The organism is Microcystis sp. LEGE 00066, assembly GCF_015207925.1.
Lineage (GTDB): Bacteria > Cyanobacteriota > Cyanobacteriia > Cyanobacteriales > Microcystaceae > Microcystis > Microcystis ichthyoblabe_A.
This window is the reverse complement of sequence record NZ_JADEVX010000099.1, coordinates 1-16,346: the sequence shown is the minus strand read 5'-3', so window position 1 is coordinate 16,346 and position 16,346 is coordinate 1. Positions and strand designations below refer to the sequence as shown.

Genomic DNA, 16,346 nt, shown 5'->3' with positions numbered 1-16,346 from the left:
GCCATTTTTGGTGCTTTACTGTTTCTCAAATGCCTTTTTTCGCTCCTTATGTTTATTTTTATGCTCACTTTGATTTTTTCTCTCCGTAATTTCTCTCTGTGACAGCTTAGGGTGCGGAATGTGGGTTTTATGTCCCTTGTTGCTACTACTCGGAAATTAGGAATCAGCTTTTTTGAGTATGTTCGTGACCGCATTTCTCAACTTGGTAATATTCCCTCTTTGGCAACTATTATTCGTGAGCAGTCTTCTCTCAATCACCTTGCTTGTTCATGAATACCAGAATAACTCCTGACCCCGATATATTGAGGGGATACGGGAGATCGAACCCAAAATCTATCTTCAATTTAATTATAACCAGCTACCTAGCCAAAAATTTGGTTAGGTATTTTTTTAGTAAACTATCATAACTTCTACTGTTTCTCCTGCTTGTATAGTAGTTTTACCCTGGGGAATTATGACCAAAGCATTAGTACCCGCTAAATTAATTAAATTAGCTGAATTGTGTTGTCCAGAAGCGAGTTGAAATTGATAGACTCCCTCGATAATTTCTATTTTTCCCCAGAGATAAACTTCTCTTTGTCCCTTAGATTTGAGAGTATCGCGGGTGATAACTCGCAGAAATTTGTTCTGATAATCTGTCAATCCTGATAATTTTTTAATGGCCATTTGTACGAAGCGCCAACAGGAAACTAAAGCAGAGACGGGATTACCGGGGATACCAAAGTAAATACAACCGTTAGGAAAAGTAGCAAAGGTTAAGGGTTTACCCGGTTGAATAGCAACGCTGCGAATCAGAATTTTTCCCCCTAATTCCTCTAAAATTCCCTCAATATAATCGTAATCTCCCACGGAAACACCGCCGGTGGAAAGGACGATATCACTAGAATTAATGGCTTTTCTGATAGTTTCTCTGAGAAGTTCGGGATTATCTTTGATTATACCTAAAGGTCTAGGAATTGCCCCTAAACTGGTGATAAATGCCGTTAAAGCGTAGCGATTTGAGTCAATAATTTGACCTTTTTGGAGGGTTTCATCGGGATTAATTAATTCATCTCCCGTGGAGAAAATTGCCACTTTCGGACGGGAAAAAACTGTTAATTCGGTAGCTTGTGCCGTGGCTAAAACTGCTATTTCTGGAGAATTAAGAGCAATACCGGCTTTTAATAAGGCATTTCCTGCTTGATAGAATGTGCCGCGTTGACGCACGAAAAGACCTATTTTTTCGGGAGGGATAAAAATCGCCACCCGCTCCCCTTTTTGTTGAGTATTTTCCTGCATAATAATCGTATCACTGCCGGGGGGTAACATCGCTCCTGTAAATATTCGGGCTGTTTCTCCCGGTTGAATAATTTTTTCGGGGACTTTGCCGGCGGGAATTTCGGCGATAATCTTTAGAGTAACGGGATTTTCTGGGTTAGTGTCTTTAACATCTTCGTAACGGACAGCATAGCCATCCATTGCGGAATTATCCCAATAGGGAAAGTCTAAATCGCTGCTGATATCTTCGGCTAAAATGCGCCCAAAAGCTGCCTCTAGAGAAACTTTTTCTGTTTGCTGTTGGGGTTGAATTTGAGTTAAAATTATAGATTCTGCTTCTTTGACTGAGTACATGGATTAAAAAAATGAACCGATTAGCTAGATTAAGGGTGGAAGATATACAAGCTTGGATTGGGGAAGTGCATTTATTGGATAGGAAGGGTCAGACTCCCTATTATATACCGGTTTTGAACCGAGTTAATCCCGATGTTTTCGCTCTTCAGATTCACTGTCTTGAGGGGGAGATTTTGTCTTGGGGAGATGAAACTGTAACTTTTCCTTTGATGAGTGTGATTAAACCTTTTTTGTTATTATATCTTTTAAACCATTTAGGGGAAGATGCCGTTTTTCGTCGCGTGGGAAAACAAGCTTCTAGTTATCCTTTTAATTCTTTAACTCAACTGCAAGAGGATAGAGGTTTTCCCCGTAATCCTCTGATCAACAGTGGTGCGATCACTTTGGCGGATTTATTAGGAGGGGAAACGCCAGAATCTCGCTGTGAAAATTTGCTTTTATGGTTAAATAAAATGGGTAATTGTCAATTATTTCTTGATCGCTCTGTGCTTGAGTCTGTTCACTCTTATCCTAATGTTCACAATCAAGCTCTAAGCTTAGAATTAGAAAAAAATGGTTATATCAGTCATCGTTACTTAGCTCTGGAAACCTACAATCGAATCTGTTGTTTATCTGGAAAAATTGCCGATCTTGCTAATTTAGGTAAGTTAATTTTAGCTGCTCCTTTTAGCGAAATTATTCTAGAAATTATGACTAATTGTGGACTCTATGAAGCTTCCGAAAAATTTGCTATTGAGGTGGGTTTTCCCACTAAATCGGGAGTTAGTGGAGCTTTATTATCTATTCTGTCAGACGAGGGAGTTATTGCTTGTTATAGTCCTCTGTTAAATGAGCAAGGTAATTCAGTTTTAGGTCTGGATTTATTAACAAAATTAAGTAATTTTTTCAAGGAAATTTAAGCTATGAAAACAAGATTGAACTTTTCAAAAAAACACCGATTCTATTTAGTAATTATCTTGCTAATATTTATGGCTTTATGCGTCACCAGTTTATTTTTTCCCTTACCAGAATCCCTCAACTATGATGAAGGTTATCATTATGAAAGTGGAGTAGAAATTCTCAGAGGTACGGCAGCGAAACGGGGCAATGAAGATATTCATCATCGCAATATTATGCCAGCTTCAGCACTGCATCCCCTAGTTGATCAAACAATACAAAATATTTTTCCTATCTCTAAAGATATAAACTTAGAAAATAAGTTTTTTGGACGGTTTGCTACGATTATTATCTCAGTAATTTTAGCCATATATTTTTTTATCTGGTCAAAACAACTCTATGGAGTGTTAGCAGGATTTTTAGCCTTAATTCTCTATGTTCTCGATCCTAATATTATCGGAAATTCACGGATAATTACTCAAGATTTATTCGGAGCATCTTCAATTTTTATTGCCATTTACTATTTCTGGTCTTTCCTAAGATTTGGTAGCAGAAAAAATCTGGTTTTAAGTATATTAACTTTTGGAATTGCCCAGATTTGCCGCTTAACAGCCGTTTATTTAGTTCCCATTTATATAATTTTAGGTCTTGGTTTTTACCATCGGGAAATTATTCAATCTATTCAAACCAAAAATATTTCCGTAATTCAACGGGTAATTAAGCGCAGTATCTTCTATATACTAGCTCTGATTTTATCAACAATATTAATCATAAATATTGGTTATTCTTTTGAGAGAAGTGGCACTCAATTGCAGAATTATCAATTTCTCAGTCATAGTTTTAAGCAACTGCAAACCTATCCTGTCTTAAAATCTTTGTCGATTCCTATTCCCGCTGCTTATTTGCAAGCATTAGACTTCGGTAAGTATAAACAAGAAACAAGTTTTGGTAGTGGAATGCCCTATCTTTTGGGACAGTTAGGATTTATAGTTGATCCAGTACAAGGATTTAAAATTAAGGGATTTCCCCAATATTTTCTGATCACTTTTCTCTATAAAGTACCGATAGCTACCCAAATATTTATCTGGTTGGGATTTATCAGTTTATTTCTCTGGAGAAAACAGTTAAATTTTTGGCAGAATGAAGCTTTTTTGATTATTCCCAGTCTATTATATTTCATCTTAATGAGTTTTAACACTGCTCAAATAGGTATTAGATATATTTTAATGATTTTCCCCTTTTTATTTGTCTTTGCTAGTCGGATTGTTACCGGTTGGCCAGCTTATAAAAGACCCTATCGCATTTTAATTATTGTCCTGACCCTTTACCTACTAATTTCCAATCTCTCCTATTTTCCCCATTATATTTCCTATTTTAACGAATTAGTTATTGATCGCAAAATGAGCTATCAAGTTCTGGTCGATTCTAATTTAGATTGGGGACAAAATAAAAACTATCTGCAAGACTATCTCCAAAAACATCCCAACGCTCTCTTTATTCGTTATGACGGAGATAATAAACTTAATTTAGTCATCGATAATCAAAAAGTTGAACCCTCACAGGTTTCTCTCGATAATCCGATTAATTTACTGGTGATAGAAGCTAATCAATTAATCGGTATTACCACCGATTCTAACCATTTTTACTGGTTGCGTTCTAGTCGTCAACCTATTGATCATCTTGCTTATAGTTACCTAATTTTCAAGATTTCCTCTCAAGACGCAGCCAATATTTTTGGTAAAAACTAGAAACTGTTCACCAATAAGTAGTCGTGCAAAATAAATTTCCTAGTGAAGAAAGGCAAAAGGTAAGAGGCAAGGGAGGGGTTAGATATGTGTAATTAATTTTGCTTAGGTACTTACTTTTTCTGATTTTTCTTGCCAAGTACCATGAAAACTAGGAGGGATAACACTGGGTAATTGCAGACAGCAAAGGGGTTCTTTTTCTAACTGCTGACTGTCATAGATTCTCACTTGGCTGCTGTGATTATTGCCGTCGTAAACCACGACGATTAACCATCCCGTTTCTGGAGATAAACCATCGCAGACAAAAATCGGTTCACTTCCATAACAGTTATTTTCCAGATAAGAAATAGTTAACTTACCTGTGGAGTGATTATAACAAGCAGGAAGTCCGATAATTTCCCGACGAATATCGCTATCGGGACGATGGACAGCTAAAAAAGTATTTTGCCATTTTTGTCCCACCAGTTGCGGGGAAACCACGGGAAAATCACAGCTTAAATCCGAGAGAATTTCCTGATTAATCACTTTTGCTGATAGGGGATTAATAGTAATACTTGCCAATTTTCCGATGGCTAAGGTTTCGGTTTCACCCGTGGGAACTTCTTTTAAAAATTGATTAGTTTTAAAGTCATCATAACGGACAAAAACAATTTCAAGATTGCCTTGCTCATTCACACAACCATTAGCAAAGTGCCATTGAAACCATGAATCGGTAACACTTTCACTGACTAATTCCAGAGAATCTCGCTCAAAAATTAGTATTCTTGTTCCTAATTTTGGCTGCCACTGCATGGCATCACTAAAAGTTTTAAATCCCAACAGTATCAATAATTTATCCGCTTTTATCGGTGGAACGAAAAAGACCAAATACTGTCCTGCTAAAACAAAGTCATGCAGCAGAGACAATCTATCTAACTCAAAAGTGTTTTTCTGGATAATTTGACCAGTGGAGTCAGACTTATAGAGATTTAAACTAACTTTAGCACCGATTGTCACCCCGAAATTAAAAATCTCTCCTCTGGACAAATCTAGCTTAGGATGAGCGGAAAAAGTTTCCTTTGCTTGTAACCTAGATAAATTATCTAAACCTAGGGTTTCTAAAGATTGTAAATCTAATTTATGGGGAAAACCCCCTTCCCAGAGAGCTAATAATTTATCGGGTAAAGCTAACACCGAGGTGTTAGCGGCATTTTTTACCTCTTTTCCCCAATTATTCCAAAAGAAGCTGGGGGCATTCATGCCATAATTAGGAAATAAATATTGATTAGCGGCACTTTCTTGCTGATAACCAGCAGTCTGAACATAACGATAGGTGGCACTGGCTCCATTATCATGAAAATGTACAGCTAAAACTGCCCCATCTCCGTCAAACCAATGACCAACTTTTTGCTTACCTCTTTCTAATCTCCCCGGACCATTGCGATAGAGACTACCCCGCAATCCATCGGGAATTTTCCCCGATAATAAGGTTAATTGGGTTTCAGAAAATTCCACTGCTGGTTTTTCTAAAGATTTTGCCCAAGCTTTCATAGATTTGCTTTGTTAGTGATTACATAGTTAAGTATAGCTCTAGACTAGGTTCAATGACAATAATTTCGGAAGTTTACCAGTTAATTAGTATTCGTCACAACCGATAAATTATATCATTATAAAGTATCGGGATCAATTCCCAGAGAACGGATATATTCAGCTAAACATTCAGATTTAAGACGCTCTTGTTCTAATTGTAAACTTGCTTCTTCAGCTTTAAAACGCTCCTGTTCTAATTGTAAACTTGCTTGTTCAGCTTTAAGACGCTCTTGTTCTAACCTTTGGGATAACTCGATAGAACTTAAAAATTTCTGACCATCTAAACTATAAATTTCTAACCCATCTTCTCTCAAATCAAATCGGATACTTAACCGAGGACTAACCCATCCCTTAATCTCAGGTATAGAACTTAATATTCCTTCCTGTCTCAACCATCCTTGAAAACTATGAGGATCTGGATCATAGAGATAGTATTCTTCCACTCCATAACGTTGATAAAACAGTAGTTTTCGCTCCATTTCTTCTAAGCTGTTAGAAGGGGAGAGAATTTCAAAGACCACTTGAGGAGCGATGTTATCTTCTTGCCATTGTTTATAGGAACCCCGTCTTCCTTTCGGACGACCAAATACTACCATAACATCGGGAGCAACCGGTTCAGTAATTTTCTTATCTTGGACGGGATACCAGAGCAGATCTCCGGCAATAAAAACGTTAGGAGAGTTAGCAAAGAGAATCTCAAGGTTTTCTTTAATTTTCACGATCCATTCGTATTGTTCGGTATTATCGGCCATGGGTTTACCGTCACTATCGGGGTATTCAATATCTGGATCAATAGCTGGTGTAAAGGTCATAATTTATACTCCTTTAAATATTCATAAAGTATCGGGATCAATTCCTAGAGAACGGATATATTCAGCTAAACGTTCAGCTTTAAGACGCTCTTGTTCTAATTGTAAACTTGCTTCTTCAGCTTTAAGACGCTCTTGTTCCAATTGTAAACTCGCTTGTTCAGCTTTTTGAGATAACTCAAGAGAAGTTAAAAATTTCTGACCATCTAAACTATAAATTTCTAACCCATCTTCTCTCAAATCAAATCGGATACTTAACCGAGGACTAACCCATCCCTTAATCTCAGGTATAGAACTTAATATTCCTTCCTGTCTCAACCATCCTTGAAAACTATGAGGATCTGGATCATAGAGATAGTATTCTTCCACTCCATAACGTTGATAAAACAGTAGTTTTCGCTCCATTTCTTCTAAGCTGTTAGAAGGGGAGAGAATTTCAAAGACCACTTGAGGAGCGATGTTATCTTCTTGCCATTGTTTATAGGAACCCCGTCTTCCTTTCGGACGACCAAATACTACCATAACATCGGGAGCAACCGGTTCAGTAATTTTCTTATCTTGGACGGGATACCAGAGCAGACCTCCAGCAATAAAAACATTAGGAGAATTAGCAAAAATAATCTCAAGGTTTTCTTTAATTTTCACGATCCATTCGTATTGTTCGGTATTATCAGCCATGGGTTTACCGTCACTGTCGGGGTATTCAATATCTGGATCAATAGCTGGTGTAAAGGTCATAATTTCTGCTCTGAGGTTATTGGTCTGAAAATTAAATTCTAGCAGTGAGGTTATCTTTCCCCTCTACTCCCAAAATAACATCGTCAATAAGGTTGCTCAAAATATTTGTGTACTTTTGTTAAAAAGAAAAAGTTTTCTTGACAAAAATAACAACTTGTGCTAGAGGATAAATCTCTAACTTGGCAAAAATTCCCCTGGACTAGAAGCTGATCGAGGATAGCGATCGAGAGTTATAATCGAGCCATTACCCCGCGCTCCCAGTCGGGATGAGAAATCTATGATGACCGCTCTCTACGAGGAAGATTTTGTTCTCTGGACAGAAAAAACCGCCGAACTGTTAAAGCGAAAAGAGTTTGACCTGGTGGACTGGGAAAACCTGATCGAGGAAGTGGAGTGCATGGGAAAAAGCGAGAGACAGGCAATAACGAGTTTATTAACCGTTTTAATTGAACACTTGCTCAAACTATCCTATTGGGAATCGGAAAAAGAACGGAATGCCCGTCACTGGATAGTGGAGATCGCGGCTTTCCGATCGCAATTAGAACAAAAAATAGATAGTGCCACCCTCGTCAACCATGCCCGCGATTCTTGGGAAAAAGCCTATTTAACCGCTAGAAAATCCCTGATTAACGCTAGGATAGTCGATAAAAATGCGATTCCCCTAGAGTCTATATTCACTCTCGAACAGGTATTAGACGGGGATTGGTTCCCGATCGATATCGAACCTTTTTTGGAAACCCGTCCATAAATTGCAGCCATATCCCCGCAAAAAGATTAGGATTATCAGCGAATATAACCGAATATGCAAGATATAGAGCAAATCCGCCGCCAACTCATCGAACGCTACCAAAAATTATCGGCACTCGATCAGGTGATCGTCCGTCTTTTTTCCCTAATCTATGAACCGATCGCCCGCAGCACTTTTCTAGACTGTTTAAATCAAGCTCATTACCGCGACGAGAACAACCGGCGATTTAACGGCCAAACCCTGAAATCCCATTTAGATATCCTCCTAGAAGCGGAAGTAATCACCCAGGACAAAGGCTACGGGCCGCGCTGTCATCCCCTCCTCGTCGAGATTGCCAGCCGTGATAGCGTTAGCAAGGGAGAATTCAAGCGTTTTGCCGAGATTATCAAGGCAAAACTGCCGCAACCCCGAACTCGTTGGGATGAAAGCCTAGTTTTTCAGGGAAAAGAGCAATTAATCCGAGAAATCCGTCTGGCCATCTATCGTCAGGATTTCGACTCGATCGAACAACAAATCGCCCATTATCAGAAAACCAGCTATTCCTCCTCAAAAACCAGCCTAGAAGACCTTCTGGTTCTCATCTACGATAACCCCTTCGATGGGGATTGGTTACGGACGCAACCGACCAAATTTCAAGCCATAGCACTAAATAGCATTCTTGTCAAGGCTTTTGAAAAAATAACTCGCGCCGATGGAGCTTTTTCCCTCCTAGAAGAACTCTGTCAAGACCAGACCAGTGTTTCCGAAGCCCATTTGTGGCTTGAACAGGCAATCATCAGAGGACAAAGCGATAGAGTGCGTCGGTATCTTGATCGCCCCTTTCCGGAAAGCCAAGCAGCAGAAATCGGGGCGATACGGGGTTGGATTGCCTTTCTAGGCGGGGAAAACAGCAAAGCGATCCAAGAATATACCCTCGCCCTTAAAGCCCTAAAAAAAGCCAAAGGAAAACAAAAAATCTATTTTTCTTCGATTAGCGGCTTCTCCTTTATTTTCGCCCTCCTCAAAGAAGGAACCCCCGAACGTCTCGCCGAAGCCGCCAGCTATACCAATTGGGTGACGCGTCAAAACGATCATCCTTTCAGTCCTATCTATGCCCGTCTGGAAAAAATCATCGCTGCCCGTCAGGGAGATATGCAGGCCAAAGACGCAATCATCGACGCGACGATCAATCCCTACCAAATGGGCCAGGGTCTAGAGACTCTTATCTGTAGTATCTGTCTCTACTGGATGAGCAGCGACATCGCCAAAAAACATCTGCCCCGCCTACTCTTGCCCCTCTACAAAGATGCCAAGGCCGCCGGCTACCATTGGTTAGCCCTAGAAACCGGGGCCCTACTGTCCCGACTCGATCGAACCCCGGAAGTGGAGGTGCTTAAAAACCAGCGTCTCCCTTCCCCCCTGGTAGATGCGATCGAACCCCAAGAAGCTTGGCAACTGTGCCTGAATGCCTTGACTAATCTGTGCGCGCCCACACCAACCCCGGGTAAATCTAACCCCGTCGTCCGCCTTGCTTGGTTTCTCACTATCCATTCCGAGGATTATTTCCTGCAACCAAAAGAACAAAAACTCGACGCGCGGGGTAATTGGAGTCGTGGCCGTCCCGTCTCCCTGAAACGTCTGCGAAAAACTGGGGAAATTGACTATTTAACCCCGCAAGACCTGAAAATTTGTGCCCATATCTTCGTGGAATCCAGTTACTATGGCCAGAATGAGTATCACTTTGAGAGCCGGGCAATTATCGAACTGATCGGTCATCCCCTGGTGTTTTGGGAAGATTCCCCCAGAACGCGGGTAGAAATCGTCGCTGGGGAACCGGAATTGCGAGTAAGAAAGGAAAAATCGGGTAAATTAATCCTGTCTTTACTGCCCGATCTCAGCGATCGCCAAGAAGTGCTGATTTGGAAAGAAACCCCCACTCGCGTTAAGGTAATCGAAGTCAAGCCGGAACACCGAAGCATCGCCGACATTATCGGCAAAAGCAACCGCTTAGAAGTACCCGACAAGGGCCGGGAAAAAGTGCTGGCCGCGATCAATTCCCTGTCCGGGATAGTGACAGTACATTCCGATATCGGGGGAGGAAAAGCAGCCCGGTCAGTGGCAGCCGATAGTCAACCCCGGATTCATCTCTTACCGGCCGGAGAGGGTTTAAAAGTGGCGGTTCTCAGCCGTCCTTTTGGGGCAGCTGGTCCCTATTTCCAGCCTGGAAAAGGGGGAGAAACAGTAATCGCCGAGATCGAGGGGGAACGGCTGCAAACCACCAGAGATCTAGCTCTAGAGAAAAAACTGGCCCAAACAGCGATCGATTCTTGTCCCACCCTGATCAGTTTTGAGGAAGAAAATGGGGAATGGCGGCTAGAAAATCCAGAGGATTGTCTAGATCTACTGCTGGAATTGCGGGAATTAAACGATAGCGTCCTTGTGGAATGGCCAGAAGGGGAAAAATGGCGGGTGACGCGTCAGCTTCGATTACAAGACCTATACCTAAATATCCACAGTCAACGGGATTGGTTTGCCGTCAGTGGGGAACTGCACCTAGAGGAGAAATCGGTGCTGAGTATGCAGGAGTTGATGAAATTGCTAGAGGGATCCCCAGGGCGGTTTATTCCCCTCGGAGATGGTCAATTTCTCGCCCTAACCGAGGCATTTCGGGAACGGTTACAGGAAATGCGCGCTTTCTCGGAAAAGTCCGGCGACGGTTTGCGGTTTCATCCCTTCGCTGCCCCGATTCTCTCGGAACTCAGTGAGGAAGTGGGACAACTCAAGGCCGATAAACGTTGGCGCGATAATTTACAACGCTTTCAGGAGAGTCAGGATTTTACCCCAGAAGTTCCCTCAACTCTACAGGCAGAATTGCGCGACTATCAATTGGAAGGCTTTCGTTGGTTAGCTAGGCTGGCCCAGTGGGGGGCCGGGGCCTGTTTGGCCGATGATATGGGATTAGGGAAAACTTTACAGGCCCTGGCAGTGATCCTAACCCGCGCCTCCGAGGGACCGACTTTAGCGATCGCTCCTACTTCAGTATGTTTGAACTGGATTAGTGAGGCGGAAAGGTTCGCACCCACCTTAAATATCATCCAACTGGGAACAGGCGATCGGCAAGCGCTACTCGATCGACTGCAACCTTTTGATCTGTTGGTCTGTAGCTATGGGTTATTACAGCAGGAAGAAGTGGCTACCATGTTGGCCGGGGTAGAATGGCGGACAATCGTTCTCGATGAGGCCCAAGCGATTAAGAATTTCTCCACCAAGCGATCGAAAGCGGCGATGAATCTGCGGGGGGATTTTAAACTAATCACCACAGGAACACCGATCGAGAATCATTTAGGGGAATTATGGAATCTTTTCCGTTTTATTAACCCCGGATTGTTGGGGTCTTTGGAAAGTTTTGATCACCGTTTCGCCACCCCGATCGAAAAATACGGCGATAAAACCGCTCGCGAACAGTTAAAAAAACTGGTGCGGCCTTTCCTTCTCCGGCGCACAAAAAACCAAGTTCTGGCGGAATTACCGCCGCGTACCGAGATTTTAGTCCCGATCGAGTTAAGCGTCGAGGAGAAGGCGTTTTACGAGGCCTTACGGCGGCGTGCTTTGGAGAAATTAAGCGAGAGTGACAGTACCGCCGGGGCAAAACATCTCCAGGTACTGGCAGAGATCATGAAATTACGCCGGGCCTGCTGTCACCCGCAGTTAGTGGCTCCAGATTTGGATTTAGCCGGCTCGAAATTGTCCCGTTTCGCGGAAATTCTGGATGAATTATTAGATAATCAGCATAAAGCGTTGGTATTTAGTCAATTTGTCGATCATTTAGCGATTGTCCGCAGTTATCTCGATCAAAGACAGATAAAATATCAATACCTCGATGGTAGTACCCCAGCCAGCGATCGGCAGAAACAGGTGAAAGCGTTTCAAGCGGGGGAAGGGGACGTATTTTTAATTAGTTTAAAAGCCGGGGGGACAGGATTAAATCTCACCGCGGCCGATTATGTTATCCATCTTGATCCCTGGTGGAATCCCGCAGTGGAGGATCAGGCCTCCGATCGCGCCCACCGTATCGGCCAAAAACGTCCGGTGACGATTTATCGCTTAGTGGCCAAGGATACGATCGAGGAAAAAATTGTCGATCTGCACCACCATAAACGCGATCTCGCCGATAGTTTATTGGAGGGGACCGACGCAAGCGGTAAGTTATCTACTGACGAATTATTGCGCTTAATGGCCGAGGGATAAAAATATCCCCGACGCAGTTTAGACTAACTTTTTGATAGCTGCTACTAACTGCTCGATTTCTGAGGGCAAAGTGAAATAATGAACACAGGCACGCACACAGAGGGGGTCGAGGAGAGTTCGCAGTAAAAACCCTTGTTTTTCTAGCTGTTGCACTAAATTTTGTGGGGTGATGGCCGAGTCAATTTGAAAGGAAACTAAACCAGATTCGGGTGGAGAATTTTTTAAACATTTCACCCCTTTAATCGTCTTTAATTCTTCCCAGAGATAAGCCGCTAATTGACAGATTTTTTCGTATCTTTGTCCCCCATCACCCCAGGCGTTATGTACCGCAATAGTTGCCCTTAAACCCTCAAATTGAGGATAGGCAGAAGTGGCCACTTCAAAGCGTCTAGCGTCCGGTTTCCAACCGATAGGCTGTCCTTGCTTATCTGTTTCAATACCTCGCCAACCGATAAAAGTGGGCTGTAAACTAGGGAAAATTTCGGGACGAATATACAATCCTCCCACACCAGCCGGTCCACACCACCATTTATGACCTGTAAAAGCATAACAATCGGCGGCAGTGGCGCTTAAATCCAAGGGCAAACAACCCACGGATTGGGCAGCATCCACCACCACTAAAACGGGTTTTTCGGTGACAGAATTATCATGACAAAGTTGCGAGATTTCCTTGAGGGGTAAAACCTGTCCAGTATTCCAGAGAACGTGACTAATCACCAAAACCCTAGTTTTTGGACGTAAATGAGCGGAAATGACTTCTATCGGGTTGCCGCCGTTTAAAGTTTCCCGAATAGGACAAGTGGAGATTTCCAGATGATAACGACGGGCAATTTCCCGAACTGTGGCGATAATTCCGGGGTGTTCACAATCGGTTAGTAAAATATGTTCCCCCGCTTGCCAATCAACCCCCCAGAGGGCGATATTACAGCCCACAGTAACATCCTCGGTGATAGAGAGAGTTCTGGGGCTGATTCCCAATTCTTGCGCCATTTCTTGCCTGAGAAGTTCCGTTTTTTTGGTAATCCAATCGTTTACCTGTCCTGAAAAAGGCCCCTTTTGTTGGAGAAAATTATAGGTATCGATAATCGCTTCTAATCCGGCTTTGGGCAAGGTTCCCTGACCACCGAAATTAAAATAAACTTTATTGCTAAGTCCCCGAAATTCCTGTCTTTGTTCGGCTAAATCCGGTTTACTAGGGGCGCAATCGAGGCTATTTTCGTCTAAATTCTGCATAAGTGAGGAGATGGGGAGTCAGTTATCAGTTATCAGTTATCAGTTATCAGTTATCAGTTAGAAGGTGTTGGGTTTTGGGGTTTTAGTTGAATTCCCCATTGCCCCATTTTACCACTTCCTGACGACCGACTCCTGACGACTAACGGCTGAATTCTATCGACGGATCAAGTCGCAATTATCACAATAGTATTAAAGCAGAGGAAACATACTTGTGAATGTTTTCTTTTTTTAGTTTATTATTTTGGTTCTTCGGTTTGTCTTATGCAATAGACGGGAGTTATAAGGGATGGAACCCTTATAGAGAAAGACATTGGGCGATTTTTATCAATTGTTTTTTATCTAAAGCGAACTAATCAATTAAATCCCTTACCAGATAAAGATTTTGTTGATTTATGCCCCCCTATCGAACCATAACAAGTAACGAAGAGCCATTATTTTTTACCTTGAATGTCAGCCGGGAGGCTATGTATGTTTTACCGATGAGACGGGGCTTTTAAAGGAGCGAAGTAATTCGCCCCAGGGTTCCCCTGATGAAAAGCTGACCAGTATAGAACAGCACTTCGACACATTTCGCCACATTTTGATTCTCCAAACACTTATATTTATATTTATATTTATCGTCCTTATTAAATATACTCAAAAAAGCTAAGTAGTCGTGCAAAATAAATTTCCTAGTGAAGAAAGGCAAAAGGCAAAAGGCAAGAGGTGGTTAGATATGTGTAATTAATTTTGCTTAGGTACTTACGATAGGGCATATTGGAAACTGGCACCTCGAGTTGCGCTCGGTTCGAGTTGCGCTCGGTTCGACTACGCTCACCGAGCGCAAGGGGAGATTTAAGCTCTATCCCATGAGTGCGATGGGAGTGTCAACAAAATCTGGGCAGACAGGGCCTACCCGATCATAATTATTTACTGGGGAGGGTTGGAAGCGGAAGGACTGCGATCGATGACTTGATCGATTAAACCATAGTCTAGAGCCTCTTCGGCGGACATAAAGAAATCCCTTTCCGTATCCTCGGCGATGAGGTCGAGAGGTTTACCGGTATGACTAGCTAGGTGTTGATTGAGTAATTGTTTGAGATAGAGAATTTCTTTGGCCTGAATTTCGATATCGGTGGCCTGACCTTGGGCGCCGCCGAGGGGTTGGTGAATCATGATCCGCGAGTTGGGTAGGCTCATTCTTTTGCCCGGTTTGCCGGCACTGAGGAGAAAAGCCCCCATACTGGCGGCTAAACCAATACAAATGGTGCTGACATCGGGACGGATTTGATTCATGGTGTCAAAAATCCCTAATCCGGCCGAAACGGAACCACCGGGGGAGTTGATATACAAGTAAATATCTTTTTCGGGGTCTTCTGCTTCTAGAAAGAGTAATTGGGCGACGATTAGGTTAGCCAGGTCGCTGGTCACTTCTTGTCCCAAAAAGACGATTCTTTCCCGGAGTAGTCGGGAGTAGATATCGAAGGCGCGTTCGCCCCGGCCTGTGGTTTCAATAACGGTAGGAATCATTGCGCTTTCTTGTCTTGCTGCTGCGGTTGGTTTTTTGATTGTAACTTAGGGAATGGGGGATAGGGATTCGGGGAAGTGGGGAAGTATTTTCAGTGAACAGTGAACAGTAATCAGTGAACTGAAAACTCACATCTGATAACCGATAACTGATTCAAGGCTGACGACCGACCACTGGCTGCTGCCCCTTGATGGCTAACGGCTAAAAATAATCTTCTCGATGGCATCTAGGGCGGTTTCTAGGTCATCATTGACGATTTGATAGGGGAATTCCTCGCTGGCGGCCAATTCTTCTCGGGCGCGCTCCAGGCGACGGGCGATCGCTGTTTCGGCATCTTTGCCCCGGTCGCGCAAACGACGCTCTAATTCCTCGAAACTGGGGGGTAGGATAAAGATTCTCCTCGCTTCGGGGAAGCTTTGACAGACCTGTCTGGCTCCCTCTAGTTCGATTTCTAGAATGACGGTCTGGCCTGCTGCTAATTGAGCAGCGATCGCTGATTGGGGTGTTCCATAGTAGTTGCCCGCGTATTCGGCCGATTCAAGAAATTGTCCCGCTGCCATTTTCTCCTCGAAACTGGGACGGTCGAGAAAGTAGTAATCTTCCCCCTCAATTTCACCCGGTCGAGGTGGGCGCGTAGTGGCGGATACGGACAGGTAGAGGTTAGGGAAACGAGTTAGTAAATGCCGTACTAGCGTACCCTTGCCCACACCGCTAGGGCCAGTAATGACGATTAATTGACCGGGTTGCATGGGGTTAATAACTTAGTTGCTACTATTAACAGGGGCTTCCTTGTTGACCACGAAACGGTGAGCCACGGTTTCTGGTTGAATGGCCGACAGCACTACATGACTAGAATCGGTGATGATCACCGCACGAGTCCGTCTTCCGTATGTAGCATCGATTAAACAGCCTTTATCCCGAGCATCACTGATGATGCGTTTGATAGGAGCCGATTCTGGGCTAACGATGGCGATAACCCGATTAGCGGAAACAATATTACCGAAGCCGATGTTGATCAGTTGTATATCCATAAGTTAACAAAGGTGCAGTCCTTTGTACAAAAGAGTGTGGAGGTATGATTACAATGTTATCGAGAAAGATTTAGCCTTACAACGCTAAAAATAACATTCTTAATCACATTTTAGTATTTTTTCAGGTTTTTTGCGATTTTAATTAAATTTGTTTACACGAGTCTCTATCTTAGGGAATAAAAAGGCAAAAGTCGGGAAAATTAGGGAATTTTGGGGGAATGGGATGTAGGGTGTGGGGTGTAGGGTGTGGGG

The 16,346-nt window shown here is 42.9% G+C and carries 13 protein-coding genes; 5 read left to right on the top strand and 8 right to left on the bottom strand.

The window, feature by feature from the left end:
• Positions 1–129: 129 nt before the first annotated feature.
• Positions 130–273 carry a hypothetical protein gene (locus IQ224_RS24220; protein ID WP_002743075.1) on the top strand — a complete coding sequence of 48 codons (144 nt, stop codon included), beginning with the start codon at positions 130–132 and terminating at the stop codon, positions 271–273.
• 117 nt (positions 274–390) lie between these two features.
• Here the strand turns inward: IQ224_RS24220 and glp are convergent, their stop codons facing one another.
• Positions 391–1,611, bottom strand: a complete 1,221-nt coding sequence (glp, locus tag IQ224_RS14395; RefSeq protein ID WP_002743073.1) for a gephyrin-like molybdotransferase Glp — start codon at positions 1,609–1,611, stop codon at positions 391–393.
• A gap of 11 nt (positions 1,612–1,622) precedes the next feature.
• Here glp and IQ224_RS14390 point away from each other — a divergent pair, with 11 nt between their 5' ends.
• Together IQ224_RS14390 and IQ224_RS14385 are read left to right on the top strand one after the other, a co-directional pair.
• Positions 1,623–2,510 carry a glutaminase gene (locus IQ224_RS14390; protein WP_194033119.1) on the top strand — a complete coding sequence of 296 codons (888 nt, stop codon included), beginning with the start codon at positions 1,623–1,625 and terminating at the stop codon, positions 2,508–2,510.
• Between the two features lie 69 nt (positions 2,511–2,579).
• Complete coding sequence (locus tag IQ224_RS14385; RefSeq protein WP_002743070.1) at positions 2,580–4,235, top strand: glycosyltransferase family 39 protein; 1,656 nt, start codon at positions 2,580–2,582, stop codon at positions 4,233–4,235.
• A gap of 102 nt (positions 4,236–4,337) precedes the next feature.
• Here IQ224_RS14385 and IQ224_RS14380 read toward each other — a convergent pair whose 3' ends face one another.
• The 3 genes from IQ224_RS14380 to IQ224_RS14370 form a co-directional block, all read right to left on the bottom strand.
• Complete coding sequence (locus IQ224_RS14380) at positions 4,338–5,762, bottom strand: carotenoid oxygenase family protein (protein WP_002743067.1); 1,425 nt, start codon at positions 5,760–5,762, stop codon at positions 4,338–4,340.
• A gap of 116 nt (positions 5,763–5,878) precedes the next feature.
• Complete coding sequence (locus IQ224_RS14375) at positions 5,879–6,613, bottom strand: Uma2 family endonuclease (RefSeq protein WP_194033118.1); 735 nt, start codon at positions 6,611–6,613, stop codon at positions 5,879–5,881.
• 21 nt (positions 6,614–6,634) lie between these two features.
• The gene (locus IQ224_RS14370) at positions 6,635–7,348 is read right to left on the bottom strand and encodes a Uma2 family endonuclease (RefSeq protein WP_194033117.1); all 714 of its coding nucleotides are present in this window, start codon (positions 7,346–7,348) and stop codon (positions 6,635–6,637) included.
• A gap of 277 nt (positions 7,349–7,625) precedes the next feature.
• On the opposite strand from IQ224_RS14370, the gene IQ224_RS14365 reads away from it, so the two are divergent.
• Complete coding sequence (locus tag IQ224_RS14365; RefSeq protein ID WP_002754638.1) at positions 7,626–8,096, top strand: DUF29 domain-containing protein; 471 nt, start codon at positions 7,626–7,628, stop codon at positions 8,094–8,096.
• A gap of 54 nt (positions 8,097–8,150) precedes the next feature.
• A complete protein-coding gene (locus tag IQ224_RS14360; protein ID WP_002743063.1) occupies positions 8,151–12,323 on the top strand; it encodes a DEAD/DEAH box helicase in 4,173 nt (1,390 codons plus the stop codon).
• An 18-nt stretch (positions 12,324–12,341) separates the two neighbouring features.
• On the opposite strand, the gene IQ224_RS14355 is transcribed toward IQ224_RS14360, so the two are convergent.
• From IQ224_RS14355 to remA, 4 genes are all read right to left on the bottom strand, one after another.
• Positions 12,342–13,556 (bottom strand): aminotransferase class V-fold PLP-dependent enzyme, encoded by a 1,215-nt coding sequence (locus tag IQ224_RS14355; protein ID WP_002743062.1) that lies wholly within the window; start codon positions 13,554–13,556, stop codon positions 12,342–12,344.
• 909 nt (positions 13,557–14,465) lie between these two features.
• Complete coding sequence (gene clpP / locus IQ224_RS14350; protein WP_223210338.1) at positions 14,466–15,104, bottom strand: ATP-dependent Clp endopeptidase proteolytic subunit ClpP; 639 nt, start codon at positions 15,102–15,104, stop codon at positions 14,466–14,468.
• Between the two features lie 153 nt (positions 15,105–15,257).
• Positions 15,258–15,812 carry a guanylate kinase gene (gmk, locus tag IQ224_RS14345; RefSeq protein WP_002743056.1) on the bottom strand — a complete coding sequence of 185 codons (555 nt, stop codon included), beginning with the start codon at positions 15,810–15,812 and terminating at the stop codon, positions 15,258–15,260.
• A gap of 12 nt (positions 15,813–15,824) precedes the next feature.
• Positions 15,825–16,094: an extracellular matrix/biofilm regulator RemA gene (gene remA, locus IQ224_RS14340; RefSeq protein ID WP_002737924.1), complete on the bottom strand. Its 270-nt coding sequence runs from the start codon at positions 16,092–16,094 to the stop codon at positions 15,825–15,827.
• Between the last annotated feature and the right edge of the window lie 252 nt (positions 16,095–16,346).

What these genes read in the sequence shown, in the direction of transcription:
- IQ224_RS24220 (WP_002743075.1), top strand. Translation starts at nt 130, where the DNA reads ATGTCCCTTGTTGCTACTACTCGGAAATTAGGAATCAGCTTTTTTGAG.
- glp (WP_002743073.1), bottom strand. Translation starts at nt 1,611, where the DNA reads ATGTACTCAGTCAAAGAAGCAGAATCTATAATTTTAACTCAAATTCAA.
- IQ224_RS14390 (WP_194033119.1), top strand. Translation starts at nt 1,623, where the DNA reads ATGAACCGATTAGCTAGATTAAGGGTGGAAGATATACAAGCTTGGATT.
- IQ224_RS14385 (WP_002743070.1), top strand. Translation starts at nt 2,580, where the DNA reads ATGGCTTTATGCGTCACCAGTTTATTTTTTCCCTTACCAGAATCCCTC.
- IQ224_RS14380 (WP_002743067.1), bottom strand. Translation starts at nt 5,762, where the DNA reads ATGAAAGCTTGGGCAAAATCTTTAGAAAAACCAGCAGTGGAATTTTCT.
- IQ224_RS14375 (WP_194033118.1), bottom strand. Translation starts at nt 6,613, where the DNA reads ATGACCTTTACACCAGCTATTGATCCAGATATTGAATACCCCGATAGT.
- IQ224_RS14370 (WP_194033117.1), bottom strand. Translation starts at nt 7,348, where the DNA reads ATGACCTTTACACCAGCTATTGATCCAGATATTGAATACCCCGACAGT.
- IQ224_RS14365 (WP_002754638.1), top strand. Translation starts at nt 7,626, where the DNA reads ATGATGACCGCTCTCTACGAGGAAGATTTTGTTCTCTGGACAGAAAAA.
- IQ224_RS14360 (WP_002743063.1), top strand. Translation starts at nt 8,151, where the DNA reads ATGCAAGATATAGAGCAAATCCGCCGCCAACTCATCGAACGCTACCAA.
- IQ224_RS14355 (WP_002743062.1), bottom strand. Translation starts at nt 13,556, where the DNA reads ATGCAGAATTTAGACGAAAATAGCCTCGATTGCGCCCCTAGTAAACCG.
- gmk (WP_002743056.1), bottom strand. Translation starts at nt 15,812, where the DNA reads ATGCAACCCGGTCAATTAATCGTCATTACTGGCCCTAGCGGTGTGGGC.
- remA (WP_002737924.1), bottom strand. Translation starts at nt 16,094, where the DNA reads ATGGATATACAACTGATCAACATCGGCTTCGGTAATATTGTTTCCGCT.